This is a genomic window from Streptantibioticus silvisoli (assembly GCF_027947535.2).
Lineage (GTDB): Bacteria > Actinomycetota > Actinomycetes > Streptomycetales > Streptomycetaceae > Streptantibioticus_C > Streptantibioticus_C silvisoli.
Genome location: NZ_JAAGKO020000082.1, coordinates 1 through 26,405 on the forward strand (window position 1 = coordinate 1; position 26,405 = coordinate 26,405).

The 26,405-nt window shown below is 71.8% G+C and carries 27 protein-coding genes and 3 pseudogenes; 14 read left to right on the plus strand and 16 right to left on the minus strand.

Annotated features, from left to right (window positions below; all coding sequences use genetic code 11):
• Positions 1–56 precede the first annotated feature (56 nt).
• The 5 genes and pseudogenes from POF43_RS31985 to POF43_RS32000 form a co-directional block, all read right to left on the minus strand.
• Positions 57–839, minus strand: a pseudogene (locus POF43_RS31985) (GH12 family glycosyl hydrolase domain-containing protein); the annotation flags it as partial.
• 929 nt (positions 840–1,768) lie between these two features.
• A complete protein-coding gene (locus POF43_RS35255) occupies positions 1,769–1,924 on the minus strand; it encodes a hypothetical protein (protein ID WP_372516177.1) in 156 nt (51 codons plus the stop codon).
• Complete coding sequence (locus POF43_RS31990) at positions 1,866–2,633, minus strand: alkaline phosphatase family protein (RefSeq protein ID WP_504993327.1); 768 nt, start codon at positions 2,631–2,633, stop codon at positions 1,866–1,868. Before POF43_RS31990 ends, POF43_RS35255 begins: the two co-directional genes overlap by 59 nt.
• 120 nt (positions 2,634–2,753) lie before the next feature.
• Positions 2,754–3,734 (minus strand): hypothetical protein, encoded by a 981-nt coding sequence (locus POF43_RS31995; RefSeq protein ID WP_271316515.1) that lies wholly within the window; start codon positions 3,732–3,734, stop codon positions 2,754–2,756.
• A 473-nt stretch (positions 3,735–4,207) separates the two neighbouring features.
• Positions 4,208–4,543, minus strand: coding sequence for a VOC family protein (locus tag POF43_RS32000; protein WP_271316521.1), 336 nt, complete (start codon positions 4,541–4,543; stop codon positions 4,208–4,210).
• Positions 4,544–4,701: 158 nt separating this feature from the next.
• On the opposite strand from POF43_RS32000, the gene POF43_RS32005 reads away from it, so the two are divergent.
• Positions 4,702–4,908: a mycothiol transferase gene (locus POF43_RS32005; RefSeq protein WP_271322644.1), complete on the plus strand. Its 207-nt coding sequence runs from the start codon at positions 4,702–4,704 to the stop codon at positions 4,906–4,908.
• A 6-nt stretch (positions 4,909–4,914) separates the two neighbouring features.
• On the opposite strand, the gene POF43_RS32010 is transcribed toward POF43_RS32005, so the two are convergent.
• From POF43_RS32010 to POF43_RS32040, 7 genes are all read right to left on the minus strand, one after another.
• Positions 4,915–5,145: a ferredoxin gene (locus POF43_RS32010; protein WP_271316517.1), complete on the minus strand. Its 231-nt coding sequence runs from the start codon at positions 5,143–5,145 to the stop codon at positions 4,915–4,917.
• A 4-nt stretch (positions 5,146–5,149) separates the two neighbouring features.
• Positions 5,150–6,481 carry an NADH-ubiquinone oxidoreductase-F iron-sulfur binding region domain-containing protein gene (locus POF43_RS32015; RefSeq protein WP_271322643.1) on the minus strand — a complete coding sequence of 444 codons (1,332 nt, stop codon included), beginning with the start codon at positions 6,479–6,481 and terminating at the stop codon, positions 5,150–5,152.
• Positions 6,478–7,212: a ferric reductase-like transmembrane domain-containing protein gene (locus POF43_RS32020; RefSeq protein WP_271316519.1), complete on the minus strand. Its 735-nt coding sequence runs from the start codon at positions 7,210–7,212 to the stop codon at positions 6,478–6,480. Before POF43_RS32020 ends, POF43_RS32015 begins: the two co-directional genes overlap by 4 nt.
• A complete protein-coding gene (locus POF43_RS32025; RefSeq protein ID WP_271322642.1) occupies positions 7,209–8,153 on the minus strand; it encodes an FAD:protein FMN transferase in 945 nt (314 codons plus the stop codon). The genes POF43_RS32020 and POF43_RS32025 overlap by 4 nt, the downstream gene beginning before the upstream one ends.
• Before the next feature lie 566 nt (positions 8,154–8,719).
• The gene (locus POF43_RS32030) at positions 8,720–10,075 is read right to left on the minus strand and encodes a sensor histidine kinase (RefSeq protein WP_271322641.1); all 1,356 of its coding nucleotides are present in this window, start codon (positions 10,073–10,075) and stop codon (positions 8,720–8,722) included.
• Positions 10,076–10,081: 6 nt separating this feature from the next.
• Positions 10,082–10,777, minus strand: coding sequence for a response regulator transcription factor (locus tag POF43_RS32035; RefSeq protein ID WP_271322640.1), 696 nt, complete (start codon positions 10,775–10,777; stop codon positions 10,082–10,084).
• Positions 10,778–10,862: 85 nt separating this feature from the next.
• Positions 10,863–11,390, minus strand: a complete 528-nt coding sequence (locus tag POF43_RS32040) for a DUF2231 domain-containing protein (RefSeq protein WP_271314284.1) — start codon at positions 11,388–11,390, stop codon at positions 10,863–10,865.
• A gap of 551 nt (positions 11,391–11,941) precedes the next feature.
• On the opposite strand from POF43_RS32040, the gene POF43_RS32045 reads away from it, so the two are divergent.
• From POF43_RS32045 to POF43_RS32095, 11 genes and pseudogenes are all read left to right on the plus strand, one after another.
• Positions 11,942–12,940 carry a ferric reductase-like transmembrane domain-containing protein gene (locus POF43_RS32045; RefSeq protein WP_271322639.1) on the plus strand — a complete coding sequence of 333 codons (999 nt, stop codon included), beginning with the start codon at positions 11,942–11,944 and terminating at the stop codon, positions 12,938–12,940.
• Entirely contained in the window at positions 12,915–13,235 is a 321-nt protein-coding gene (locus POF43_RS32050; RefSeq protein WP_271322638.1) for a ferric reductase-like transmembrane domain-containing protein, read from the plus strand. The genes POF43_RS32045 and POF43_RS32050 overlap by 26 nt, the downstream gene beginning before the upstream one ends.
• 11 nt (positions 13,236–13,246) lie before the next feature.
• The gene (locus POF43_RS32055; protein ID WP_271322637.1) at positions 13,247–13,687 is read left to right on the plus strand and encodes an FMN-binding protein; all 441 of its coding nucleotides are present in this window, start codon (positions 13,247–13,249) and stop codon (positions 13,685–13,687) included.
• A gap of 4 nt (positions 13,688–13,691) precedes the next feature.
• The gene (locus POF43_RS32060) at positions 13,692–14,525 is read left to right on the plus strand and encodes an FAD:protein FMN transferase (RefSeq protein ID WP_271322636.1); all 834 of its coding nucleotides are present in this window, start codon (positions 13,692–13,694) and stop codon (positions 14,523–14,525) included.
• Positions 14,526–14,528: 3 nt separating this feature from the next.
• Positions 14,529–15,188, plus strand: a complete 660-nt coding sequence (locus POF43_RS32065) for a response regulator transcription factor (protein WP_271322635.1) — start codon at positions 14,529–14,531, stop codon at positions 15,186–15,188.
• Positions 15,185–16,411 (plus strand): sensor histidine kinase, encoded by a 1,227-nt coding sequence (locus tag POF43_RS32070; protein WP_282704901.1) that lies wholly within the window; start codon positions 15,185–15,187, stop codon positions 16,409–16,411. The genes POF43_RS32065 and POF43_RS32070 overlap by 4 nt, the downstream gene beginning before the upstream one ends.
• Positions 16,412–16,591: 180 nt before the next feature.
• Entirely contained in the window at positions 16,592–17,122 is a 531-nt protein-coding gene (locus tag POF43_RS32075) for a DUF2231 domain-containing protein (protein WP_271322633.1), read from the plus strand.
• A gap of 609 nt (positions 17,123–17,731) precedes the next feature.
• A complete protein-coding gene (locus POF43_RS32080; RefSeq protein WP_271322632.1) occupies positions 17,732–19,363 on the plus strand; it encodes a C40 family peptidase in 1,632 nt (543 codons plus the stop codon).
• A gap of 607 nt (positions 19,364–19,970) precedes the next feature.
• Positions 19,971–20,066 (plus strand): annotated as a pseudogene (locus POF43_RS35050) (ketopantoate reductase family protein); the annotation flags it as partial.
• Between the two features lie 146 nt (positions 20,067–20,212).
• The gene (locus POF43_RS35055; protein WP_271322645.1) at positions 20,213–20,599 is read left to right on the plus strand and encodes a hypothetical protein; all 387 of its coding nucleotides are present in this window, start codon (positions 20,213–20,215) and stop codon (positions 20,597–20,599) included.
• 11 nt (positions 20,600–20,610) lie between these two features.
• A complete protein-coding gene (locus POF43_RS32095) occupies positions 20,611–20,853 on the plus strand; it encodes a hypothetical protein (protein WP_271322631.1) in 243 nt (80 codons plus the stop codon).
• A gap of 36 nt (positions 20,854–20,889) precedes the next feature.
• On the opposite strand, the gene POF43_RS32100 is transcribed toward POF43_RS32095, so the two are convergent.
• A complete protein-coding gene (locus POF43_RS32100) occupies positions 20,890–21,747 on the minus strand; it encodes an oxidoreductase (RefSeq protein ID WP_439145353.1) in 858 nt (285 codons plus the stop codon).
• A 98-nt stretch (positions 21,748–21,845) separates the two neighbouring features.
• Here POF43_RS32100 and POF43_RS32105 point away from each other — a divergent pair, with 98 nt between their 5' ends.
• Positions 21,846–22,451: a TetR/AcrR family transcriptional regulator gene (locus tag POF43_RS32105; protein ID WP_271314275.1), complete on the plus strand. Its 606-nt coding sequence runs from the start codon at positions 21,846–21,848 to the stop codon at positions 22,449–22,451.
• A 582-nt stretch (positions 22,452–23,033) separates the two neighbouring features.
• On the opposite strand, the pseudogene POF43_RS32110 reads toward POF43_RS32105, so the two are convergent.
• The 3 genes and pseudogenes from POF43_RS32110 to POF43_RS32120 form a co-directional block, all read right to left on the minus strand.
• A pseudogene (locus tag POF43_RS32110) lies at positions 23,034–23,333 on the minus strand (helix-turn-helix domain-containing protein); the annotation flags it as partial.
• 126 nt (positions 23,334–23,459) lie between these two features.
• Positions 23,460–24,245: an NAD(P)H-binding protein gene (locus POF43_RS32115; RefSeq protein ID WP_308217785.1), complete on the minus strand. Its 786-nt coding sequence runs from the start codon at positions 24,243–24,245 to the stop codon at positions 23,460–23,462.
• 391 nt (positions 24,246–24,636) lie between these two features.
• The gene (locus tag POF43_RS32120) at positions 24,637–25,116 is read right to left on the minus strand and encodes a hypothetical protein (protein WP_271324165.1); all 480 of its coding nucleotides are present in this window, start codon (positions 25,114–25,116) and stop codon (positions 24,637–24,639) included.
• Between the two features lie 294 nt (positions 25,117–25,410).
• On the opposite strand from POF43_RS32120, the gene POF43_RS32125 reads away from it, so the two are divergent.
• Positions 25,411–26,262, plus strand: a complete 852-nt coding sequence (locus POF43_RS32125; RefSeq protein ID WP_308217786.1) for a sterol desaturase family protein — start codon at positions 25,411–25,413, stop codon at positions 26,260–26,262.
• The last annotated feature ends 143 nt before the right edge of the window (positions 26,263–26,405 follow it).

The window sequence follows — 26,405 nt, forward strand, 5'->3', positions numbered from 1 at the left end:
GCCCCGGCCGCACGAGGACGCGGACGGACCGGCCGGATGCGCGCCGCGCGGTGTCAGTTCACCGACGCCGAGAAGGAGTCGACCGCCAGGCCGGCGCCGTTCTCCCACGGCTCGAAGCCGGCCTGCACGCTGGTCAGGTACCACGCGTCGGTGGCGAGGCCGGCGTTGATCGCCTGGCCGACGAAGTCCTTGACGTCCAGTGAGGCGCTGCTCATCGCGGACGGCGCCACGAACGAGATGACGTTGTTGGTGCCGTTGTTGCCCTGCCACACGGCCCAGTCGGTGCCGTCGACGCTCACCGTTCCGGTCTGCGAGCCGACCGGCTGGACCGCTCCGACGCGGTTGAGCCAGATCATGATCTCGGTCTGGTTCACACCGTCGGTCTTCGCCGTGGGATCGAGCCAGATGTCGTAGCTGGCGTCGTAAGTGGCATCGTCCACGTAGGTGTAGGAGATGCTGGTCGGAACGCTGTTGATGGCGCTCATCTGCCGGGGCAGGTTGGTGCCGGGGGAGCAGTTGCCGTAGTGGCAGCCGATGAACATCGACGGATACGACTTCGGCGCGCCGTCGGTGGTGACCGACCCCGGCGCCTGGGTGAGCTGGAACCCGTCGGAATCGACCGAGATGCACTGGCCGCTGGTGTTGTAGGCGTTGTTCTGCACCACGTAGTTGCCGGCGGTCGTGCTGCCGAACTGGTCGCAGACCGAGGTCGCGGCCTGTGCGGGCGCGGCGGTCACGGTGAGGCCCGCGCCGATCAGGGCGCCGGCCGTGAGCAGCGCGCGCAGCCGGTGGGGGGCGGTGCGCGGTGCCGGACGAGAGGTGCGAGTGGGGAGAAGCATGGGGGGATGTCCCTTCGTCGTTGACGAACAGGGGGATGGGAGCGCTCCCAAGTACTGTGCGATGAGCGTAGGAGGCAGCCGGGTTCACGACAAGGGGTCGGACGCGTTCGGCAATATGCGGACCCCGTGACGGACCCGTGACGGACCCGGGGTGGCCCCGGGGGTGAACGCCGCTCGGCTGCGGGGTCGTTGGTCAACGGCCCGCGGGGAGGCGGGCCTGCGCGGGGATGCCGTACGGACCTGCGCGGGGATGCTGACCGGTGTGCGTCGGTGTCGGGTCGCCGGGCGGCTGGGCGTCGCCGGGGCGCGGATTCTCGGTGGCTGCCCTGCGTGGTTCCGCCGGTGGTGCGGTGGTGCGGGGGTGCGGCGGTGCGGGGGCGGCGCGTCCGGCGGTGGCGGCGACCGGTCGGGTGGACGCCGGTACGGAGTGGGCGTAGGGAACCTCGCCGCGAACGCCGAGGGCCCGGGGAGTCGTTTCCGGTTCCCGGGGCCCTCGGCATATCGTCCGCCACTGGCGCGGTTTGAACGTCGGCCGGGTGGTTCGGTACGAAGTCGCGCAGTTCGTGATGTATGGCGCCGACGGCCCTGGTGAATTCACCCTCCATGGGGATGGAGGTAGCCATCCAGGTCGGCGCGGGCACCTTGTCCGGTTTCCGGGTAGCGGCTCCCGCGTCGACATTCGCCCGGCTACCTGGACCGGGAATCGTGAAACGGGAACCGGTCCATGGCGCTGTCGGGGTGGTGATCCATTCCGGCTTCCCGCCCCCTCGCGGAACACGTACAACCTGTCCTCGGCCCGACGGGCTCTCCCGGCATCTGATCGTGCTTGGCGACGGGCCGGGACGGGAGCGTGGCCGGTAGTGACGGCAATACGACTTCCCTTCCGACCAAGGGGAAGGACGACTGCCCGCGGGACGTTTCCGCAGGGCTCAGTTCCAGATGTCGGTGATCGGCGAGGCGTCCGCGCTGTTGCCGACCGGCGAGAGTCCGTACAACTGCTCCAAGGTGGCGAGCACGTTGTAGTGGTCAATGGTCTCGCTGTATTGGCCGGGGTTGATGTTCGCACCGGCGATCAGCGTGGGGATCTGGTTTGCTCTCGCTGTAGTCGTCCTCGTCCCAGGTGACGATCAACAGGCTGTTGTGGGACTTCGCCCAGGTGGCGTAGGACGAGAGGTTGTCGTTCAGCCAGGTGTCGCCCTGCGCGACGGTGCCGTCGTGCATGTCGTCGTCGAGGTCAGGGATGACGAACGACACCGTCGGCAGCGTGGAGTAATCGGTGGGGAACGAGGAGAAGGGGACCGAGTCCGCCTTGGGGACATTGCTGAAGTTGATCCAGGGCGAGTGCTTCCGGGCGTAACTGCCGGAGGTGCAGACGGTGGAACCCGTGCTGGGCAGGCCCTCCGAATAACCCTTGAAGGTGTCTCCCGCGGCGAGGAGTTCGGACCCGAGGTTGGCGGTGGCTCCCTCGCTCACCGGGCAGGTGTCGGCGGTCAGTCCGAAGGTGTCCCCGCCGAAGAGCGCCATATAGTTCGGTTCACTCGGGTGGGTGACGCCGAAAGATGCGGTCATCGAGGCGCCCTGGGCGGCGAGGGAGTTGAGGTACGGGGCGCTGCTGTTGCCGATGATGTCGGAGTAGGAGTGGTTCTCCTCCATCACCACCACGACGTGCGACGGCGTACTCGTGGCCCGGACGACCTCGCGGGTGGTGTCGTGGGGGTGGGCGACTGCGGCCAGTACGGAAGCGGTCACCGCGGCGACAGCGAGGGACCGGACAGCGCGGGAGCGGGGAAGCATGGCTACTCCACAGGGGGCGGTGGACGAGGGGTTGGGGCAGTACGAGTTGTTCTGGTGGCTGCGGGACCGTGGCGGCGCCGCTCTCGGGGTGCCGCCACGGTGCCGGCAGTCGGCTGTGGGTCAGCCGGACATGGCGCAGCCGTTGACCGCGTTGCTCCAGGTCGGCTGCATGGCGAAGGACCCCGTCGGCAGGTTGACGGCGCCGAGCCCCTGCCAGGCGCAGAGGTCTCCGTTCTCCTCACCGTCGGAGGCGACCCATCCGCTGGAGGGCTGGGGGTCGGTGGCCGTTTCTGCGTACTCGTGTCCGTTGACGATGCTGAAGCCGTCGAGCTGGTTCTGCACCGAGTTGGCGCCGCAGCTGGATCCCGCGTCGAGCACGTACGGCATGTTCGTGTAGGGGACGGTGCCGTTGTCGTCGTGCCAGGCGCAGAAGCCGGAGTTCGGGAAGCCGTCGGGCGACGTTCCGCTCGGGCTGAGGACGTCGATCTGGACGTCGTCACCGGACACGCCGAAGTGCTGGGCACCCACGGTCGCCTCCGCGGCTATCTGGGCGGCGGATGCCGAAGCCGGTGCCGGCGAGGAGCTGTCCACCCAGCTGCCGTGCAGCACGGGGCCGCCGAACGACGGATGCTGACCGGAGCTGTCGGTGTACTGGGACGTCACCGTCGACCAGGAGTCCTGCGACGTGCCCAGGCCGCCGAAGAGGTTCTGCATGTAGGACTGCACGCCGTTGGCGTCGCTGTTCCACTGGCTGCCCCAGAAGACCAGGTAGACGGACACCGCGTGCTGGACTGGACCGCCTCCGTAATTCAGGGGGCCGGACGCGGCCGGTGTGATGGCGTGCGACCGCTCGGCGGCCGACAAGGTGGGCACTACGCCGAATCGGCCGTGGGTCTCGACCTTGACGGTCCGGCCGTGGGTCCGGACGTAGTGCACCGTGCCGCTCGAAGACGTGGGGGCGGCTGCGGCGCCGGTGTGGGGCGTTGCGAACGCCGGGCTCGTGGCCGCTGCTCCCATCACCGCGGTGGTGGCGGCAGCCACCAGCGCGAGGCTGAAGCGAAGGGATCGGTACCGGGAGCCTTTGCTGTGGAATGAGCGCATGCCAAACTCCTCGTTTCTGCGTGGGGGAAAGGCGCGACATGCTTGGGCGGCGCAGAACGCGGCCGAATGGACCGGCTGGGGGTTCGCGAATCGGCGCTTGTTTGTTCGTGTACAGTCAATCGGCGAATTCCGGTGCCTACAAGGCATTCGGTGGTTAAGAACCAGTTCAGATGTCCCCCGGCTTTCGGCGTTCTGACAGATCCGGGGTTCAGGCGGTGGTGGCTCTGCCGGGTACGCCGATGCAGTTCCAGGACGGCAGTAGGGGGCACGGGTACGGTCGGGTCCGACGGGAGGCATCGGAGGACCGCTCTTCCGGGAGCAGGTACCGACTGCCTTCGATGCTTCTCCGCGCCCCTCACTCCGTGCGGCTCCATGACGCCACGTCACTCGCCCGAGGGACACTGCAGACGATCAACGACGACGCAGGTGTCGTGGGTGCCCGAGGATGCTTCGCGGGCCGGAGTCCCTGTCGGTCAGGCCGGATTGCCCCCGAATCCGAACTCATTGCCGTCCGGGTCGCGAAAGGTGGCCTTGCGGACGCCGTTGCCGTAGGTCTCGCGCTCGGCGGGCTCCAGTCCCCGTTCGACGATCTGGGCCACGCGGGTGTCGAAGTCGCTGACGAAGACGGTGTGTGTGGCGTGTCCGGCATGTTCGGGGCGTACCACGATGTACACGTACCGGTGCTCGGCGAGTTCCCACACCGCTTCGATGTCGTTGGGCAGGAACGACGGGGGGCCGCCGAGAAGTCGCTCGTACCAGGCCACCGCCGCGGGGTAGTCGCGTACAGGAATACCGGCGAACAAATCCATGGTCACGAGGCCCATACTAGGACGACCAGGAACACCATCGCCATCAACGGCGACATCAAGCGCCGACTGATCTCACAGCCGCCGACCGCATCCGGCAGTCGTACGACGGGCAACGGAGATGTCCAAAGTCGGGGTGCCCCGGCCCTCGATGATGCCGCATTGACGGGCGCGGTGATGCGGCCCCGGCCGGGAAGAAACGCCGGCTCGTCGCGGAACCCGAACCAACCACGCCCGCGCGACGGGAGCGCGAGGAGGGGACGTCCACCCTCCGATGGATCCCCCACCACCTCATCCAGGAGACCGCCCGCCACGACGGCCCCCTCGACATCCTGCGCGAACTCGCGGACGGTACGGTCGGGAGTTGACCCCGCTCAGCCACCGCGCCGCACACCGTGGGCCGTGCTGTCGAGCCGCAGCGCCAGCACGGGACAGGCGGCGACAGCTCGGCGGGCGTGGCGCTCCAGTTCGTGCGGGACCACGGAGAGCGGGATGACGGGGTAGCCCCACTCGTCCAGCGTGATGAGTTCGGGCAGCAGGTCCGCGCACAGGCCGTGGCCGTCGCAGGCGATACGGTCGATGCGCAGGAGGGACGAGATGGTCATCCGGTCACCGCCATTCGTCGGGCCCCGGCACGTGCGCCTGGGGGATGTTCAGGACGGCGGATCCGTGGAAGGCGTCGCAGGGGTGGCCGGTCATGTGGATGTGCGCGTCGGCGGCGAAGACGGACAGGGCGGTAGCGGCCAGGCGGCTCGCACCGTCGGGATGCCGGCAGGCGCCACGACCGGGCAGCAGCTCGATCCTGGAGCGGAGCCGGGCCCACAGGTCCTTTTCGGGGCGGCCCTCCGCGAGGGCCGTGAAGTCCCGGGCCACAGCGGGCAGGCCGAAGCGGCACGGTCCGCACTGCTGGGCGCTGTTGGCGGCCAGATGGTTGAGGATCCGCGCCGTCTCCGCCAGGCCGCAGGCGTCCTTCGGCAGCGCGACGACCACCCCGGCGCCCGGTCCGGCGCCGAGTTGCGCGAGATCGGCCCTGGTGAACGGAACCGACAGCGCGGGACCGGCCGGCAACCAGCTGCCGAAGAACCCGCCGACCAGGAGAGCCGAGAGCGGCGCGGTCGCGCCGCCCGCCGTTTCCAGCACCGATCCCAGGGAGCGACCCATCGGCACCTCGTGGACCCCGGGCCGCCGGACCGCGCCGGTGACGGTGAGCAGTGCAGTGCCCGGGGCGTCGGGGTGCCCGACACGCCGGAACCAGCCCGGCCCGTACCGGGCGATCAGCGCCAGGTGTGCGAGCGTCTCGACGTTGGCGACCAGGGTCGGCTGTCCCCGCACGCCCTTTTCGAACGGACGGGGCGGAGTCGCCGCCGGCCGCGCGTCTCCGCCGTTGAGCCAGCGCACCAGCGCACTCTCCTCGCTGGAGACGTAGTGGTGCGGCAACTGCTGTATCCGCACGTTGATCCGGTCCAGGCCGCGCCTGAGGCGTTCGTCGACGCAGCGACGCATCCGCTCGGCCTGAAGGAGCCGGGGCCTCGCCAGGCACAGGTGGACGGTGTTCGCGCCGACGGCGGCAGCGGCCACCGCGGCCCCGTCGAGCACCAGGTGCGGCGCGTCGTCCAGCAGCGTCGCGTCCTTGCGGCTCGCCGGTTCGCTCTCCATCCCGTTGGCCACCACGACCGGGAAACCCTTTCCGTCGGCCACGGCCCGCATCTTGCGCCCGGTCGGGAACGCCGCGCCGCCGCGTCCGGTCAGCCCCGAGAGTTCGACAGCGCTGATCAGCCGCTCGTCCCCGCCGCCGCGTCCACTCCACGGCAGCGGTAGGACACCGTGGCGGGCGAGGTGCTCGTCGAGTCCCGTCCGGCGGCCGGTCAGGAGGCGGATCCCGGCCGCCTCGTACGGGTCGTCGTACCCGGGGGCGGGTCCGGACAGGGGATGAACGGTCATTCGGGTGCGCTGCCTTCCGAAGGAACGGTGTGACCGTGGGCGGTGGCGACGGGTGCCTCCGGGGGTGGCTGGGCGCGCTGTGACCAGCCCGGACGGAGGGGGCCGACGGCGACGAACACCGTCAGCAGGACGGACAGGGCGAATGCCGCGGCTCCCGCCGCGATCCGGGCCGGTCGGCGTGCCGACACGGCCCGACGCAGCCGGTACAGGACGGCGGCGACGGTCACGGCCAGGCAGAACGCGGAGAGGGCGAGTTGCAGCGGTGACCGGCTGTCGGAACCGGTGCCGAGGGCGTGCAGGAGGGCGACCGGCCACGCCGCGTACGCCGCCCAGTGCACCGCCTTCCACCATCGGTGACCGATGCGCAGTCGCAGCGCGCTGGTCAGCGCGACGGCGAGCAGCAGGTCGAGCGCGACCGTGCCCAGTCCCACCCACAGGGGCCGGTAGGGCGACAGGAAGGGGATCACGGTGGCCGTCCAGCCGATGTGCACGAAGGTGTCCGCGATCGCGGTGACGACGTGCAGCGCGAGGAAGACCAGCGTCAGCACCGACAGGTTGCGGTGCAGCGCGCCGACCTCGAAGCGTGTCCGACGGGATGGGGCGTACCGGGTTCCCGACGCGATCCCGAGTGCCACGGTCGCGGTCAGCAGCAGCAGCGCCACCGTGCCGCCGGCCCGGGTGGCATACCACAGCGGACTGGGACCGGCGGCCAGCACCGTCATCGACGTCATGACGCCGCCTCCTGAGGGGTGTCGGGCGGCCAGCCGGACAGCCGGGTGATGCGGCCGTCGGTGCCCGCCAGGCGGGCCGCGAGGCCGCTGTCGCCGAGGAAGCGGAGGGCGCGTTCGCCGAGTACGACCGCCGCTGTCGTGGCGGCGTTCGCCTCCACGCACGTGGCCGCCACCACGCTGACGGTCCGCCATACGGGCGTGGCGGTGTCGCCGGTGGCCGGGTCGACGATGTGGTGCATGCGACGGCCCGCGCGGCGCCACGTGCGGACAGTGGTTCCCGAGGTCGCCAGGCCGCCCCCATGGATCGTGATCACCGGCCCGGTGCCGTCGGCCGCCCGGTGGTCGTCGGCCAGCATCACCCGCCAGCCGCGCGCCGGGGGCCGGCCGGCGACGGCGATGTCGCCGCCGAGATTGATCAGGACTCCGCACCCCGTGGCCTCTGCCGCGGCCGCGGCCGCCCGGTCGGCGGCGAACGCCTTCGCGGTGGCCCCGAAGTCGAGTGCGACGCCGGCGGGAACGCGTACCGCACGGGTGGCGGGGTCCCACGACACGGCCCGCCAGTCGGCACGGGACGGTGGCGGCGCCACCGGACGCGGATCTTCGCGCGACACCGCCGGGAACGAACGGTCGTAGCCCAGCGCCGTGAGTGAGGCGCCCACGGTCGGGTCCACGGCCCCACCGGTGGAGGCCGCGACGGACAACGCCACGTCCAAGACCTCCCCGAACACCACGCCGACGCTCGTGGTCGCGCCTTCGGCAGCGTTGACACGTGACAGTTCGGAGTCGGGCCGGAAGCGGCTGCACGCCTCGTCGACGCGGGCCAGCTCGGCGGCGAGGAGCCTGCGTGCCGCCTCCAGGGCCGCCGTGTCGGTCACCAGCAGCGTCGCCGTGGTGCCCAGCGCCGCGAAGGACGTTCGGGCGGGTGCGTTCCGCGTGATCACGATGCGCCAGACGTGGTGTGCGACGCGCCTTTCCCGGCCGAGGGCGCCGGGGCAGGGGGGAGCCGGTGCGTCGGGTGACCTGTCGTGTTGCTGTGGCGGGTCGGTGACGTGTGTGAGGGCGATGGGGTGGGCTCAGGTGCGCCGGGAGTCCGGTGGGCGGGGGAGGGGACAGAGGGCGTTTCGCCGCGTGGCGGCGGCTGTGACGCCGTCGCCGACTCGGCATGCGCGTAGGCCCCGCCGAGGGCCACCGCGCCGGCGGCTGCGGTGGCGGCCACCCAGCGGGTGAGACGCCGGACCCGCCTCAGGCCGGCATCGCGCCGCGCTGCGGCCTTGGTCCGTGTGCGGGGTTCGTCGTCGCTCGTGAGCCGGGTCATCGCTCCTCCTTCACCGTTCGCACCGCACGGCGCGCGGATCGCGCCGCGGCCGGGAGGCGGATCGCCCCTCTATCACCAGCCTGCGCAGGAGGTCGTGGGCGAACAGTTCAGAAAAGCTTCAGAACCGGTAAAGATGACGGGGAACCGGCTGGGCCGATCGTGCTCTCACCGCTGAGCAGCCTGCTTCACGCGTCAGCCGGACTCTCCGCGCCGGGTCGCGGGCAGGTGCAAAGTGACGGTGAGGCCGCCGCCCGGGGTGTCCTCCAGGGTTGCGGTGCCGCCGTTGGCGGTCACCAGGCGGTGCACGATGGCCAGCCCGAGCCCCGTACCGGTGGCGTGGGGATTGCCGAAGCGACGGAACGCGGTCGCGCGGGCGTCCGCCGGCATCCCGGGGCCGTCGTCCACCACGTTCAGCAGCACCGAATCGTGGCGCCTGGTGCCGGTGATCACGACCCGGCCGCCCTCGGGTACGGCGTCGAGGGCGTTGGCCACGAGGTTGTCCAGCACCTGTTCCAGGTCGCCGGCGCCGATCGAGGCCGTCAGCGGAGGCCGGCAGCGGCCGGACAGCCGCACGCGGCGTTCCTCGGCGACCGGCTCCCAGGCCGCGACGCGTTCGGCGACCACGGTGTCGACGCGCACCGGTACCGGGCGGGGGACGGAGTGTTCCGCCCGGGCCACGGCGAGCATGCCGTCGACCAGCCGCGACAGCCGGGCGACCTCGTCCTGGGCCCCCGCCAGCTCCGCCGCGGTCTCCTCGTCGGCGTCCGCCGTCAGCAGGTCCAGCCGGAGCCGCAGCGCCGTCAGCGGGGTGCGCAGCTGGTGGGAGACGTCGGCGACGACGGCGCGGTGGCCGTGCACGAGGGCCTCGGTACGCGCGGCCATCGTGTTGAACGTGGCTGCCAGACGCCGGACCTCGGGCGGCCCGCCGACCTCGGGGGAACGTTCCTCCAGCACGCCCTCACCCAGTCGCTGGGCCGCGTTGTCCACCGCTCGCAGGGGGCGGCCGACCCAGCGCGCGAGACCGACCGCCAGCAGCACCGCCGCCGCCAGCGCACCGCCCCCGGTGGCCGCCAGCCAGCCCCACATCGCCAGGATGCGGTCGTGCAGGGGGTCGGTCGACCGGATCAGCACGGTGACCCCGGAGACGTCCGACCGGTCGCCCACGGGGACGGCGGTCGTCAGACGGTCGTCCGCCTGCGTGCTGCGCTCCTCCCCGGACCGCAGGACCTGGGGGACCAACCGCGCGCCGTTCGCCGTCTCCTGCGGCGAGCACCCGGCGGCCAGCACCGTTCGCCCCGACCGGTCCCGGACGACGGCGCAGTCACCCCGGTCAGCGGCTTCGCGGACCTGGTCGCGGGCGGGGACTGCGGACCGGTGGTCGGAGAGGGCTTCCTCGGCGGTCGAGGCGATTGACCGGGCCGAGGACGAGGCGTCGTCCCGGAACGAGGTCTGCTCGCGGGCGGTCATCGACAGTCCGAGCGGGACGACCGCCAGCACCAGGACGGCGGCGATCAGCGCCACGACCGCCAGCGCGATCCGCTGGGTCATGGAGCGTCAGTCCGATCCGGCGAGGCGGAATCCGCGGCCGTAAACGGTCTCGACCAGACCGGGCACACCGAGTTTGCGGCGCAGCGCGGCGATGTGGACGTCCAGGACCTTGGTCGGGCCGTACCAGTGGGCGTCCCAGGCGGTCTCCAGGATCTCCTGCCGGGACACGACGCGTCCGGCGTCCGCGGCGAGGCACCGCAGGATGTCGAACTCCTTCGGCGTCAGCGCGATCTCCCGCCCCCCGACGGTCACCCGGCGGGCCCGGGTGTTGACGGTGAGGGGGCCGTGCACCAGAGCCCGGCTCTCCTGCGGTCGGGCGCGGCGCAGGACCGCCCGGATCCGGGCGAGGAGTTCGGCCAGCCCGAACGGTTTGACCACGTAGTCGTCCGCGCCCTCGTCGAGAGCGGCCACCCGGTCGCCCTCCTCGCCGCGTGCCGTGACCACGATGATCGCCGGAACGGACCGGCGGCGCAGCAGGCGGCACACCTCGACGCCGTCCATGTCCGGCAGGCCCAGGTCGAGCAGTACGACGTCGGGCGCGGGCGTGACCGCGAGCGCCGCGCGCCCGGTCGTCACCCCGGACGCCTCGTAGCCGGCGCGTCGCAGCCCTCGCATCAGCGGTTCGCCGATCCCGGGGTCGTCCTCCACCACCAGGACCCGGAACGCGTCCTGCGCGGCCTGCGATGCCGTGCCCTGTGCCATGGGTGAGGACCCTAGTACAACGCGCCGCCGCCGCAAGCGACCGGCGCGAGGGGCCGGATGCGGCCGGCACTCCGGGACCCCACGGTCAGCTGTGGTTGACAGGCTTGGCGGAGAAGCTGTCGTGCCAGACGGCCTTCGCTCCCGAATCGCCGATGCGGTAGACCTGAACGACTGATCCCACACCTACGACCAGTGACAGCACGATCGCGGCGATCCGTACCGGAACGCTCAGCATCGCGGTTCCCGATGTCCAGCCCACGGGTCGTGCGGTTTCGGAGGCGAACGGCATCCGGCGGCCGAACCACCACACGGCGACCCCCACGACGAACAGCGCGATCACCCAGGGGAGCAGGGTGTCCCCGAGGTCGGCGTGCCGGTTCACCAGGGGGTCGGCGGGGACGTGTCGCTTGAGCCATTCTCCGGCATGGGTGGTCAGCGGCACGCTCACGAGTGCGACGAGTGCGAGCCCCGGCAGCACGATGCCCAGTCTGCGGGTCCAGGAGGGCAGCAGGGCGCACACCACCAGGGCCAGTGCCGCGAGTGGCACCAGGATCACCACCGCGTGCACCAGCAGGGCGTGTGCGGGAAGACCGTTGACAAGCACCGGGCCCATGGGCGGACTCCTTCGGGGCGGACGGCCAAAGAGGGCGATCGCTCCGTACCCGATGTCGGGGACGGGTAACGGACGTCGCGTCACCACCGCCTGAACGACCGCGAAGGAGCGTCGCGATCCCGCGGTCCGAGCACGCCTCGTACCGATCGCAGCAGTATGCAGGGACGATTCTTCAGAAGTCGTTCAGACAGCACGTCAGCAGGGGTCTCCTCCGGTTCCGATCGCACGCCGCACGCCGCACGCCGACCGACGCGATGGAGACCCCGGGCGCGGGGGCGGGCGGTCGACCGGGGTGGCCCGCGAGGTCATGACAGCGCGCAGATCATCGCCGGCCGAAGCCATCGTCCGAGCGCTGTCAAGGGTGTTACCGCGGTGTTATGCCCGGGCGGAGACAGTGATCCGGTTGCATCCGGATCACCATCCACGGGAGTCGCCTCGTGCCGACGCTTCATGCGCATACCGCGGCGCGGTCCCGCCGTCATGCGGGGCCGTCCTCGCCGCCCGCCGGACTGCCGGCCGCGGGCGCTGCGTGGTCGAGGCTCCTGCCGCTGGTGATCCTGGCGGGCGTGCCGGCGGTGCTGGCGATCTGGTGGCAGAACACGATCTCCGGTTCGCTGCGCGGCGTCGGCGATTACCTGACGGCGGCAGGCCGCGTCTCCGGCCTCCTCGCCGCCTATCTGCTGCTCGTTCTCGTGGCGCTGATGGCACGGGTGCCGTGGCTGGAGAACCGGGTCGGTTCCGACGTCGTGGCGCGCTACCACCGGGCACTGGGGGAGTACACGGTCGCCCTGGCTGTCGCCCACGCCGCGTTGATCATCCTGGGCTACGCATGGCAGTCCGGGGCCGACCCGCTGTCGGAGACGGTGACCGTCGTGCTCGACTACCCGGACGTGCTGTTGTCCGCCGTCTCCCTGGTGCTGCTGGTGCTGGTCGGGGCCGTCTCGGCCCGTGCGGTCCGCCGCAGCGTGTCGTACGAGACGTGGTACCACGTGCACCTGCTGGTCTACGCGGCGATCGGTCTGGCCTTCGCGCACGAGTTCGCGGTCGGCGCCGACTTCTCCGCCTCGCCGCGCAACCGCCTGCTGTGGTCCGGGGCGCACATCGCGGTGGGCCTGGCCGTAGTGGTATTCCGCCTGGTCGTGCCGCTGCGCCGTTCCCTAAGGCACCGGCTGCGGGTGGTGGCGGTGGTCGAGGAGGGGCCGGGTGTCGTGTCGATCCATCTCGCGGGCCGGGACCTGGGCCGCCTGGACGCCCGCGCGGGGCAGTTCCTGCGCTGGCGGTTCCTGACCCGCGGGCACTGGTGGCAGTCCCATCCCTACTCCCTGTCCGCCGCCCCCGGCTCCGACGGGTGGCGGATCACGGTCAAGGGACCTCGGCGACTCCAGCGCATCGCTGGGCCGGTTGCGGCCGGGCACGCGCGTATGGTTCGAAGGGCCCTACGGCGCCTTCACCGAGCAGCGCCGCAGCCGCGCCCGGCGGGTACTGCTCATCGCCGGGGGAGCCGGCATCACCCCGATCAGGGCGTTGTACGAGACGCTGCCCGGCCGTGACACCGACGTCATCCTCCTGTACCGCGGAACCCACGGACGCGATCTGGTGCTCTACCAGGAGCTGGAACAGATCGCCCGCCACCGCGGGTTCGGCCTCTACCCGCTGATCGGCCCCCGCAACGGGCCTGAGGGCGACCCCTTGTCGAGCGAGAACATCCGCCGACTGGTCCCGGACATCGCCGCACGCGACGTCTACCTCTGCGGACCCGGCGGCATGACCACCGCGGCGGGCCGTCACCTGCGGCGAGCCGGGGTACCCCGGCACCGCGTCCACACCGAGGCATTCGAGTTCTAGGAAGCACGCCCATGCAGAAGACCTTGTTGGCGCTGCTGTCGACGACCGTCGGGATCGCCGCACTGATCGGGCTGAAGGCCCAGTCCGCCGGTGCACCGCGGTCGGCCCTGGCCGGCCCCTCGGCAACCGGATCGAGCGCGGCACCCACCGGCGGCACCCGTGCCCCGGGCAGCGCGGCCACCGGCCGTTACACCGGCGCGGCCCAGGCCACCCCCTACGGCACGGTGCAGGTGCGGGCCGTCCTGGCCAAGGGAAAGCTCACCGACGTCACCGTGCTTCAGCAGACCTACGGCGGCCGCAGCTCGCAGATCGACTCCTACGCCCTGCCGATCCTGAAGTCCGAGGCCCTGAAGGCGCAGAGCGGGCGGATCGACGTCGTGTCCGGCGCGACCTACACCTCCGACGGCTACGCGCGCTCCCTGCAGGCGGCCCTCGACACGGCCGGGCGGTGACGTGATGCGCAGCGCCGTCGAGCACATCATGGGCACGGTCTTCTCCCTGGCCGTTCCCCGCGGCACCGACGCCGAAGTCTTCCGTGCCGCCGCTGACGCGGCCTTCGCCCACCTGCGGCACGTCGACGCCGTCTTCTCCCCGTTCCGGCCCGACAGCGCGGTCAGCCTCATCGCCGACGGCGTCCTGACGTCCGACGACTTCGACGACCACCCGCACGGCGCCGAACTCCACGAGGTGCTCGGCCTGTGCCGGCGGCTGAAGCACGATTCCGGCGGGGCGTTCGACGCCTGGGCCGTGGGGAACCCGCCGGGGTTCGACCCGTGCGGCGCGGTCAAGGGCTGGGCCGCCGAACGGGCCGGCACCCTGCTCGTACGGCACGGACTCGACCGGTACGTCCTCAACGCCGGCGGTGACGTCCGGGTGCACGGCGGCGTACCGGGCGATCCGTGGCGTGTCGCGCTGGCCGATCCGCACCGGCCGGGCGCGGTCCTGGCCGTCCTGCACGTAGCGGAAGGCGCCGTCGCCACCTCGGGGGTGTCCGAGCGCGGGGCCCACATCTTCGACCCCATCTCCGGACGCCGAGCGGCGGCCTGGGACCAGGTCACCGTCACCGGTCCGGACCTGGCACTCGCCGACGGCTGGGCCACCGCCGCCCTCGCCATGGCCGGGGGCCCGCGCGGCCCCGCCGGCACCCGCGGCTGGCTCCAGCGGCTCGCCGCCGACCACGGCTACCAGGCCATGGCGGTCGATCCGGACGGTCAGGTGTGGACGACGGACGGCATGAGGGAGTTGCTGCACGAGCCTGCGGCCCTCGTGACCACCGGCAGGAAAGGGTGAGGCATGCGCATTTTGGTCGTCGAGGACGAGGAACGCCTGGCAGCCCGGCTTGCCGAGGGACTGCGGGACCAGGGGATGGCGGTCGATGTCAGTCATGACGGGGACGACGCCTTGTACAAGATCGATGTGAACGGCTTCTACGACGTCGTGGTGCTGGACCGGGACCTGCCCGGGACGCACGGCGACGAGGTCTGCCGCCGGCTGGCGGACCGCGACGACGCCCCCATGGTCTTGATGCTCACCGCTCTGTCCGGCACCGGCGACCGGGTCGACGGCCTGACCCTGGGCGCCGACGACTACCTCGGCAAGCCCTTCTCCTTCGCCGAACTGATCCTGCGCGTCAAGGCCCTGGGCCGCCGCGGTCGCGCCCATTCCGCGGTGCTGGCCCGAGGCGACCTCACCCTCGACACCCTGCGGCGCACCGTCCACCGCGCCGGGCGCCCCGTCACGCTGACCGCCAAGGAGTTCGCCGTGCTCCAGATCCTCCTCGCGGCCGACGGCGCCGTCCTGAGCCAGGAACAACTCCTGGAACGCGCGTGGGACGAGCACGCCGACCCCTTCACCAACACCGTCCGCGTCACCGTCAACCGACTGCGCCGCAAGCTCGGGCCGCCCGAACTGGTCGAGACCGTCATCGGCGCCGGCTACCGGATCGCCCCGTGAGCGCGGCACGGCGGCGCCGGCCGCTGCCCGGGTGGGTGCGTATCCCCCCGCTGACGATCCGCGCCCGACTCACCCTGACCTACACCGCGCTGTTCACCGTCGGCGGCGCCGCACTGCTGGTCGGCCTCACCACGGCCTTCTACCGTGCCGTCTACCGGCCGCTGCCCGCCGACGCGATCCCGAGCCGACTCGACCCCGACCACGACCACTTCATCGGCCTGCGCGACCAGATCCGCGACGCCGCCGTCTCCCACCTGCTGCGCGACTCCCTGCTCCTGCTCCTCGTCGTCGTCGCCGTCTCCGCACTGCTGGGCTGGTGGGTCGCCGGCCGCCTGCTGCGCCCGCTGGCCGCCATCACCGCGGCCGCCCGCCGGGCCACCGGCACCACCCTCCACGAACGCCTCAACCTCCCCGGCCCCCAGGACGAACTCAAGCAACTCGGCGACACCTTCGACGAGATGCTCGAACGCCTGGACGCCACCTTCGCCGCCCAGCGCCGCTTCGTGGCCAATGCCAGCCACGAACTGCGCACCCCGCTCACCGTGACCCGCACCGCCGTCGAGGTCACCACCGCCAAACCCCGCCCCACCACCGCCCAATGGCGCACCATGGCCCAGGACGTCACCGACTCCACCCAGCGCGCACAGCGGCTGATCGACGCCCTCCTCGTCCTGGCCTGCTCCGAACAGCGGGTCACCGACGTCGAGGACGACGACCTCGCCGACGTCACCGCGGAGGCACTCGACCACATCGCCGCCCGCAGCGCAGCCCGCGGCCTGCACCTGGAGACCGACCTGGCCCCCGCGCCCCTGCGCGGCAACCTCGCCCTGCTGGACATCGCCGTCACCAACCTGCTGGAGAACGCCGTCAAGTACAACCACGACGGCGGACTGCTCCGCGTGACCACCGGCACTGTCCCGATGGCCGACGACTGCGATGCGCACCGGGAATGGGCACAGGTGAGCGTCTCCAACGCCGGCCCGGTCCTCGATCCCGACCACGTGGAAGAACTCTTCGAGCCCTTCGAACGCGGCGTGCACACCCGCCGCAGCACGAGCGCCACCGTTCCGGACGGAGTCGGCCTGGGACTGTCCATCGTCCGGGCCGTCGCCCTCGCCCACGACGGGCACGCACAGGTCGCCGCCCGCCCGGAGGGCGGACTCACCGTCACACTCCGCGTTCCGCGCGCACCGGACCAGCACGCGACCGGGGCCGCCGGGTGACCGTTGCGCTCACGTCACGCACCAGGTCGCGGGCACCTCCTGCGGACCGGTCCAACACTTCAGCGGATCCGCCCATGCACAAGCCATGTGACCTGGCGTCGGCGAACGTGATTTCCGCGCGGCCGCATCGCCCGGCCGGACCTGTCTCCCCCCGATCACCCACTGAAAGAGTTCGCCCCCATGGGACCCACGCTCATCAACGGCCTCCCGGCCCACATCCTGCTCGTCCACGTCGTGGTCGTGCTGGTACCGCTGACCGCCCTCGCCCTGGTGGCCTGCGTCATCTGGACGTCGTGGCTCGCCCGGCTCGGCCTCGTCCTGCCCGTGCTGGCCCTGGTCACCCTCGTCAGCGTGCCGCTCACCACCCACGCCGGCGAATGGCTGGAGCACCACGAGGGCGACGACCCCTTGGTGCGCAAGCACGCCGAGCTCGGCGACGGCCTCCTGCCGTGGGTCCTGGGCCTGTTCGTCGTGACCGTCGCGGTCTGGTGGCTGGGCCGCAGGAGCCGCATAGCCGCCGCCGCGGCGGAGCCGGAGCAGGGCAGGAACACGGTCACGACCTTCGCGCTCCCGGTGCGCATCGCCGCCATCGCCCTGTCGGTCGTCTTCGCCGCCGGCTCGGTCGTGCAGGTCTACCGGATCGGCGACTCGGGTGCCAAGGCGGCCTGGCACGACGGCTTCTCCGCCAAACCCGTCAGCCACCACCACTGAGCGCGGCCGGTGAACGCCCCGTCACAGGGGGAGGGACGCTCACCGGCCGACCTCGGCGCGTCCTCGGTGACGAGCGGGCAGCCCCGTCCGGCACGGGTCGACGGCCCGCGTCAGGGGCTGCTGTCATCGCCGTGGCGTCCCTTGGGCGGCGACACGATGCTGCCTGCCGCCTGTCCGCCGAACCGGTGGAGGGGCGCTGCCCGTTCCGGGGTATGGTCCGTCCGGCCGTCAGGAGGCCGCTGACCAGGGAGGTGCCCTGCGGCAGGCAGGCAGGCAGGCCGGGCGGTCGACGGGCGACGGCCGCCCGGCCTGGTGACAGCCATGCCGTGCAAGGGCTGCAACGGGAGCACCGGGCCGACCGGTCGGCCCGCTCGGCCCGACCGCCATCATCTGACCCGGTGGGTGTTCCACCCCTCGCGGTCCGGCGGCTCGCCGACCGTACGGTCGGCCCAAAACACCTACAGCGGCCACGGCCCGGTGGCATCCTCTCGCGGTACGGGGCCGCGTCACCTCGCCGCCCACTCGCCGAGCCGCCAGTCCGGTTCGGTCCGCACCGCCCCGCACCGGCTCGCGCCGGCGCCGGGCCATCGTGATTGGGGGGACCTCGGCATGCGGCGTATCGCGCACGCGCTGATGATCTGCCTTTCCGTTCTCTTCGCCGTCCTGCTGCCGACCGGCGCCGCCTCGGCCGCCGACGGCTGCACCGCCGGCACCAACGCCTCCGGCCAGCACGTCTACTACTGCGGCGTGTGGCTGCCCTCCGGCGGTGTCCCGGTCTACGCCTCGACCGCCACCGGTGCGGCCGTCGTCGACCACCTGCACACCGGCGGCACCGCCAACTGGTTCTACTGCCAGGTCTCCGGCGGCACCGCCAGCGCCTCCGGATACACCTCCTCCGACTGGGCCAGGACCGTCGGCGACGACCACGGCGCCACCGGCTACGTGCCCGCCGTCTACTTCAGCGGCACCGAGAACACCTGGGCCGGCCTGCCCGCCTGCGGCGGCTCCGCCAGCCCGCCGGGCTCGGCCTGTACCGCCGGCACCGACCTGTCCGGCGACTCCGTCACCTACTGCCCGGTCTGGGTGCCCTCCGGCGGCGTCCCGGTCTATGCCTCCACCTCCGCCGGCTCCACGGTCGTGGACCACCTGCACACCGGCGGCAGCGCCAACTGGTTCCTCTGCCAGGTCAACGGCTCCTCGGTGACGGTGAGCGGCTACACGTCGTCGAACTGGGCGAAGACGGTCGGCGACGACCACGGCGCCACCGGCTACGTGCCGGCCGTCTACTTCGCCGGCGCGCAGAACTACTGGGCCGGCGTCCCCGCGTGCGGCGGCGGCAGCAACCCGCCGCCCGCCGACGGCACCTGCACCGCCGGCACCTCCGGGTCCGGCGCCTCCGTCTACTACTGCCCGGTGTGGCTGCCGTCCGGCGGCGTGCCCGTCTACTCCTCGACGTCCGGTACCTCCGGCGTCGTGGACCACCTGCACACCGGCGGCAGCGCCAACTGGTTCACCTGCCAGCTGTCCGGCTCCGCCATCACCGTCGGCGGCTACTCCTCCTCCGACTGGGCGAAGACTGTCGGCGACGACCACGGCGCCACCGGCTACGTGCCGGCCGTCTACTTCACCGGCTCGCAGAACTACTGGCCGAGCCTGCCCAAGTGCGGCACCGGCGCCACCCCGCCGCCCCCGCCGCCGACCTCCGGCGGCGGCACCACCAGCGGCAGCGCGTGCGGCGACAGCTTCACCGGCATCCAGAAGCTGACGCTCGCCATGATCAAGTCCGCGTGCGCCCAGGAGAACTACATCTACGCCTGGGACGGCGGCCACGCGGCCACCCCCGGCGCGACCTACGGCACGTGCAGCCCGCAGGACGGCGCGCCCAACGACTGCAACGTCATCGGGTTCGACTGCTCCGGCCTGGTGCGCTACGCCTACTACCAGGCCACCGGCATCGACGCCCTGGACGGCTACACCTGGGGCCAGTGGACCGAGGCCCAGGCCCTGCACCCCCAGGCCGTCATCAGCGGCGCCGGCTCCGGCGGCCCGTCCGACGTGGCGAACGCGGAGGCGTCACTGAAACCGGGGGACGTCATCTTCTACGGCACCAACGCCGACGAACACGTGGCGATCTACCTCGGCGGCGGCAAGCAGATCAACGCCTACGAGTCCGGTTACCACGTCGGCGTGACCGGCGTGGACACCGACATCACCTTCTGGGGCGCCGTACGCCTGTGGTGAACCCGCTCCGGCCGGCCCCGGTGGGGCCGGCCGGCGGGGGTGACCCCGGGGGCGGAGGCCCCCCCGGCCGCAAACCCGCCCCGCCCCCCCATCGGCCCCGGTGAGGGGCGACTGACGAGGCGTCGGCAGCGGGACACGTTTGAAGGGGCCAGCGGATACACCCTCTTACCTGCACGGACGCGGCCGAAGGCGACCGGCCAGGTCGCCGGCCTGCTCGCACCCGGTGACAGCAGGCGCCGGCCTCGACAGGGCGGGCCCCGGAAGCGATTTCCCGGCCGGGCCGCGACGACAGGACCGGTACGCGCAACCAACTTCCCGGCCGGGCCGCGAAGACCTGCTGGGGCGATGCCGCGCCCAGCCGAGCGAGCCGCCGGCGTGCGCCCGGCTCCGCACCGGGACGAGCAGACGCCGCCCGCCGTCCCACCGCCCGACTGCCCGCCGACCCCGCCGGCCGGGCCGTGCCCGTACCGCGTCGTCAGGCCCGGTCTGCGGCGCGCTCATCGCCGCCGTCAGGAACGTGATCGCCCAGCGCCGTGCCGCGTCGCCCCACCTGCACGTGGCCGGGCACGACGTCTCGCTCCTCGCCCGGGGCGAGCGCCTGGCCGCCGTGCGCCGGGACGGGGTGCAACTCGCCGAGGAAAGCAGCCCGGTCGTCCGGTGCGTACCGGTGCCGGCGGTCGAGCAGCCGGCCGGCGGTTACGACCTGACCGCCGTCTTCGTCCGCACCCGTCAGGTGGACGCGGTGCTGGAGTCGCTCGCCGCTCATGGCCTGTCACCGCGCCCAGCGGCCGGGTCGCGATGCCGATCGGCGAACCCGACGGCCGTACCACCCCGCGACGGGAACGCATCGTGCGGACGTTCCGTACCACCGGGATCAACGCCGAAGCCGAGCCGCGGATGGACGCCCGGCTCAGGACGCATGCCGCGGTCTCGGTGCCGCTCGGGCAGGCGGCGTACGCGGCGGGCGGCCCGGTGGCGCCGGCCGGTGATCCGGCTGCGGTACACGGCATGATCCGCCTCGTGCGGCAGAACCTGGCCGCCATGCCGACGCCGCCGGTCCCTCGCGGGTTCGCCGCGTTGTGGACGCTGCCGGAGGGGCTGCTCATGACCCCGCTGCGGCGCTTCCTGCGGAGCCCGACGGCCGTACACAGCGGACTCAACGACACCTCACCCGCGACGGCGGCCGAACTCGAGCGGCTGACCGAACAGATGGGAGCCGATGCGAAGTCCCGGTAGCCGATCGGCGGTTGCGGCTCCTGGGCCGGATCGCGGGGGAGTGGGAGAGGGCGGGTGCGAAGGACAACGCCGCCATCGCCTCCGACGAGTCGTTCTCCGGCCGGACACGGACGTTCACCGGCCCCCGCCTCCGTACGGTCAATGCCGGCCGCCCGACGTTCAACGGCGCGATCATCCGGGCCGTGGCCGGCTCCCGCCGACTCGCCCGCACCACACCACACCGCAGCCCCGATCCGGCAGCCGCCGCCGGTTGACAGCGGGATCGGTCCCGTGCGGTGGGGGAGGGCGTCTCATGGGGCCTGAAGAGAGCCCTGGGGGAAGGTGACTCCGGTCAGTTCTGCGGAGACGTCCCACAGGCGGCGTGCCAGCTCGGCGTTCCGCGCCTTCGCCGAGCGGCCGACCAGCTTCGGTGCGCCGCGCCCCTCCAGGAAGCCGCTCGGGCCCGCGTAGCTGTTGCCCGGAATGTCCGCCACGGCCGCGTACAGCGTCGGCAGCGCGCCGTCGTCGTCGCTCTGGGCGAGAAGGGTCGCCGCCCGCTGCGCGAGGGCGCGTACGCGGCCACCATCCTTCAGCAGATTCGTGGCCGCGATGCCGGGGTGTGCGGCGGTCGCGATCACGGGTGAGCCGGCCTCGGCGAGTCGCCGTTGCAGTTCCGCGGTGAACAGCAGGTTGGCGAGTTTGGACTGGGCGTAGGCGGTCATCGCCCGGTACGGCTTGTGCTGCCAGTTGAGGTCGTCGAAGTCGATCGAGCCGGTCTTGTGGCCGTTGGACGAGACGGTGACGACCCGTTCCCTGATCTGCGGCAGAAGCAGGTTCGTCAGCGCGAAGTGCCCCAGGTGATTCGTTCCGAACTGCAGCTCGAAACCGTCGGCCGTGCGGGAGAGCGGCGGAATCATGACACCCGCGTTGTTGATCAGTACGTCGACGGGCTCGGTGAAGCCCTCCGCGAACGTGCGAACCGAGGCGAGATCGGCGAGGTCGAGCCGGCGGACCTCGACGTGGCCGGTCATCAGCGCGGCGGCCTCCCGGCCCTTCTCGGGGTCGCGTACGGCCAGCACGACGCGGGCGTCCCTGGCGGCGAGCGTGCGGGCGGCGGCACGGCCGATCCCGCTGTTCGCGCCGGTGATGACGACGGTGCGGCCCGTCATGGAAGGAGTGTCCGAAGCGCTGAATGTTGTCATGAGCCACAAAGTAGACGGTGACAACAAAGTCGTCAACGACAACACGGTTCGCTAAGGTGGATCCCGTGCCAGATACCACCGACGAGCGGCCCTACCACCACGGACGCCTGCGCGCCGCACTGCTCGACGCGGCCGAGCGCCGCATGCGGGAGCAGGGCGCGGATCAGTTGTCGCTGCGCGATCTGGCCCGGGAGATCGGCGTCAGCCACGCCGCGCCGCGCCGGCACTTCCCGGACCGTCAGGCACTGCTCGACGCGCTCGCCGAAGACGGGTTCACCCGGCTGGACACCGTGCTGCGCACCGCGTTGACGGGCGCGGACAAGGATTTCCCCTCACGCGTGCGGGCGACCATGACCGCATACGCCCACTTCGCCACCGAGAACGCCGCGCTCCTCGAGCTGATGTACGCCGGTAAGCACCGGCCGGGTGGCACGCGCATCGTCAAGGCAGCCGAAGCACCGTTCGAGCTGATGAACGAGCTGCTCGTCGAGGGCCAGGCGCAGGGCGCGCTCCAACCGGGCGCCCTCGACCGGATCGGGATCATCCTGCTCGCGACCCTCCAGGGCATCGCCGCGATCATCAACGGCAACATCGTCGAACGGGAACTCCTCGACGACCTCGTGGACACCGCGATCGACCAGTTCCTGCGCGGAGCCCGGCCGCTTCCGTAGGACGTCTTGCGGGTGGGGGAGCGGTGGGGGCGGCATTGCTGCGGGGGTTCATGTCCGAGGGGCTGCGTGCAGAAGGCGGCCGGGGGTGAGGTGAGGTGAGGAGTGGATGGTGGTCGAGGAGAGTGGTCCCTGGTACCGGCTCAGGCCCCCGGCCGCAGTGGTTCCGTTCCGCCTGCCGGAGGACCTGCCCCACGCAGGTGGCGGCCGGCGCCGGGGACTGGGACCTGCGCGCGTTGCTTGACCACCTCGGCGTGACGGACGCTACCCCCGGATACTCCTACGCACCGGGCGTCCCGAGCTGTCAGGCGTTGAACGGCGCGAGTCCCGCCACGGCACGAGCCGACTGTGGCCGGCCATGCGGCGAAATCATGGGCCGGCCGGTCGCACATCGCCAGCGGTTCGGCGTGCGGCAGGTGCTCGACGGCCGGGGCCGGCATCCAAGCGGTACGCGAAACGCAGCCGACCGACGCGGTCACCCCGTCCGTGCGGAACGTCAGCGTCCGCTCGACTCCTGCCGAGTACAGGTCGACCTCCGCCCCGGAGCCGGAGCGCAAGCCATTCGGTGGGTCCGGCAACTGCTCAGCGGCGGAACCGCCTGCGTGGTTGGAGCGCGAGACGCGAGCCGAGGTGATCGACGATGCGGTCGGCCGCCGGCTTCGACGCCCCGAACAGCGGCGCGAGCTGCCGCAGCGTCGGATGCGTGCGCCACGCGGCCACCAGCAGCACCCGGGCCTCCATCGACAGACCCCGCGGCCGCCCCCGTCGTACCGGATCGGCGCCCTCCTGGCGCAACGCGGTCACCGACCGGCCGAACAACCGCGGGCTCGGACCCGTGAACGGGACCGTCCAGGACGGCTCCGACGCCGTGATCGCACCGGCCACACCAAGATCATCCCAGGCCCTGCCGGCAACTACGGGAGAACGCACAGGCGGTCGGGCCGATCCCGGCGCGACCGGTGTCGGGCGGAATGCGAACGGGCGTCCTGGGCACGACACCTGACGCCGAGGTCAAATGCGCGGTTGACCGGTCGGGCCCATCGGCGCGGTCTCACGGTCGGGCGCGGTGCGTCCCCGCTCCGGTGGGTTGGTGCGCGGTCGGGGGTGGCCGATGACCGGGTCGTGGTCGGCGGCGGACCGCTGGGCGACGCGGTCGACAGCATCGGCGATGGGTGTGGGGCCGGAGATGAGTTCGAGGATGCGAGGGCTTGTCGCGGGAGCGGTGATCAGGGCGGCCAGGACGGCCGCGACGTCTGCACGGTCGATCTCTCCGGGACCGGTGTGTCCTGCGAGCTCGATCAGGCCGCTGCCCGGACCGTCGCGGAACCAGGCGGGCCGTACCACGGTGCAGTCCAGGGCGGCGCGGGCCAGCAGGTTCTCGTCGGCGCTGCCCCTGGCCCGCAGGAAGGTCTCGACGAGTGGGTCGGCGGGGTAGCGGGAGGCGGGATCGGCGCCCATGGCGGACAGCATGACGAAGCGCTGGACGCCCGCGAGTTCGGCCGCGTCGGCGAAGGCGAGAATGGCGTCGTGGTCGACGGGGTTGGCCTTCCCCGGGGCGTCGCCGAGTCCTGCCCCCGCGGCGAACAACACCGACCGGGCGTCGGTGAGGTGTTCCGCGAGCTGTTCGACGGGGGCCGTGGCCAGGTCCATAACCAGTGGTCGTGCCCCGGCGGCGCGAACGGCGGCGGCCTGCTCCGGCCGTCGGATGATCCCGGTGACCAACTGGCCCCGGTCGGTCAGTAGATGGGAGACCAGGAGGGCGACCCTGCCGTGGCCGCCCGCGATGACAACAGACATGAAACTCATTGTAATCACGCGCATGCGTACTGTTCCGAAAGGTGTGTTGCGGGTCCCCGGCCCCAGTCGGCCGAGGCCAATGTCGGCCGAGGTCAATCCGCCGTCATGCGTGTGCCACGACGCAGGACGCCGCCGAGCGGCAGGCTGGTGCCCGACGCGAAGGAGTGACACGCGGGCCGACGCCTGTACGCGCACCGGCCACGCCGTCGACGGCGAACTCGGCCTGGAGTACGCACCCTGCCCCTGCGGGGTGAATCCCGCCGCCCGGACATCCCGGGGCGGACCTCCACGGCATTCCGGCGAAGGGTCTCGCGGCACAGCGAAGCCGTCGACCGTGGCACAGCGAAGCCGCCGACCACGTGGCCGGCGGCTTCGGCGGATCGCAGGACGATCAGTGCGCGGCCGACAGGAACTCGGCCCGGTAGACGCCGTTGGCGAGGGTGGTCAGGCGGAGTTCGCCGGTGAGCCCCTCGAACTCCTCGGTGCCGCCGGTGATGATGCCGTCGATCCGGGGAGCGGACCGGCCGTCCGGGGTCACCGCGGTGCCCACCTGGAAGCCGATCTCGCCGCGCTGGTAGAAGTCGATGATGCCGGTGCAGTAGATGGAGTCGGCGATCCTGCCGGCGACGTCGTCGCAGTTGATGACCGCGCCGCCGACCTGCTGGCCGATCGCGTCGAGGACGGCGCCGTGTTCACCGAAGTCGGAATTGGCCGTGGGGGCCGTGGGCATGTCCTGCCTGAAGTCGAGGACGACGGGCTGCGGGGCGATGGCCCCGGCCGCGGCGCTCGCGAGGGAGGGGGTGGCGGCGGCGAACGCCAGTGCGGCGCCGAACGCGGCCAGGCCCCGCTTGAACAGGACGCTTCGTTGCATTGATCCTCCAAGGTCGGTATCGGATGATTAATCCGAGGGAACGGCCATATCTGACCACATCCCAGGGAGGTCGTCCGGCGATCGACCATCGGTGTGTCGGGCGTCCCTCCGGTCACGGAGCCATTCGGCTGCACATCGCCGATCATCACATTATTCCGAGAGCAGCACGATGAATTCGCGCGTTCCGCCCGAACGCCTCTAGTCTCGACTTCTCTTCGATTCGGTGGCGTTTCACCTGGAGGGTCGGCATTGCGCAAGGAAAAATTCGGACGTTCATTTTTCTTATTTTCTAATGTGCTTCGGTGGATCGCTTATCCGGTACTTCTCCTGGCCGTCGTCTCGGCGGCCACCGCGACCCTCATCGAACACGCGGACCCCGGACACGTCATCGCGCTCTTCCAGTTCGGCACCATCGGCTACCTGTGGGCCCTGGAGCGGCTGATCCCGTATCGGGCGGACTGGCACGCCGACGGTCGTGAAGTCCGCTGCTACGGGCTCTACTTCCTGCTGACCATGGCCGGCGGAGTACTGGCGCAGCTCCTGGTCTCCTCGGTGGTCGCCCGCCTCGCGCCGCCCCACTCCGCGCTCCCGCCCGGTGCGGAGATCCCGCTCGCCCTGCTGACCGGCTCGCTGGCCAAATACCTTTTCCACCGGTGGTCCCACCGCAACCCGTGGCTATGGCGACTGCACGGCGTGCACCACGCGCTGAACAAGGTGAACGTCGGCAACAACGGCGTCAATCACCTGCTCGACATCGCCTTGGGGCAGGCCGTTGTGCAACTGTCCCTCGCCGTGACCGGGTTCTCGAAGGAGTCTGTTTTCTGTGCGACCCTGTTCGCGCTGGCCCAGGGGTATTTCGTGCACGCGAACGTCGACGTCCGGATCGGCCGGCTGAACCACGTGCTCGCCGGACCGGAACAGCACCGGTTGCACCACAGCACCGTGCTGGCGGAGGCCGGGCACTACGGGGCGGACTTCGCGATCTGGGACCACGCGTTCGGCAGCTTCACCTGGCGGCCCGGGCGTACCCCCGCGTCGGTCGGGTTGCGGGACCCCGGCGCCTTCCCAGCCACCGGCGACGTGCTCGCCAGCCTGCTGCACCCGTTGCGTCCGGCGGCCGGGCCCGGCACCGGACCGTCGGCCTGAGCCGTCCGGCGCCCGCACCTCCTCCACCCCGCCCGCACTCCGCCCGCGCCCGTACCTCCGCACTGCCTGTGCCCGCCCGCTCCGCTCCACACCGCCTGTACTCCGCCCGCCCGCCCCGAAACGCCCCGCCACGCCCTCCACCC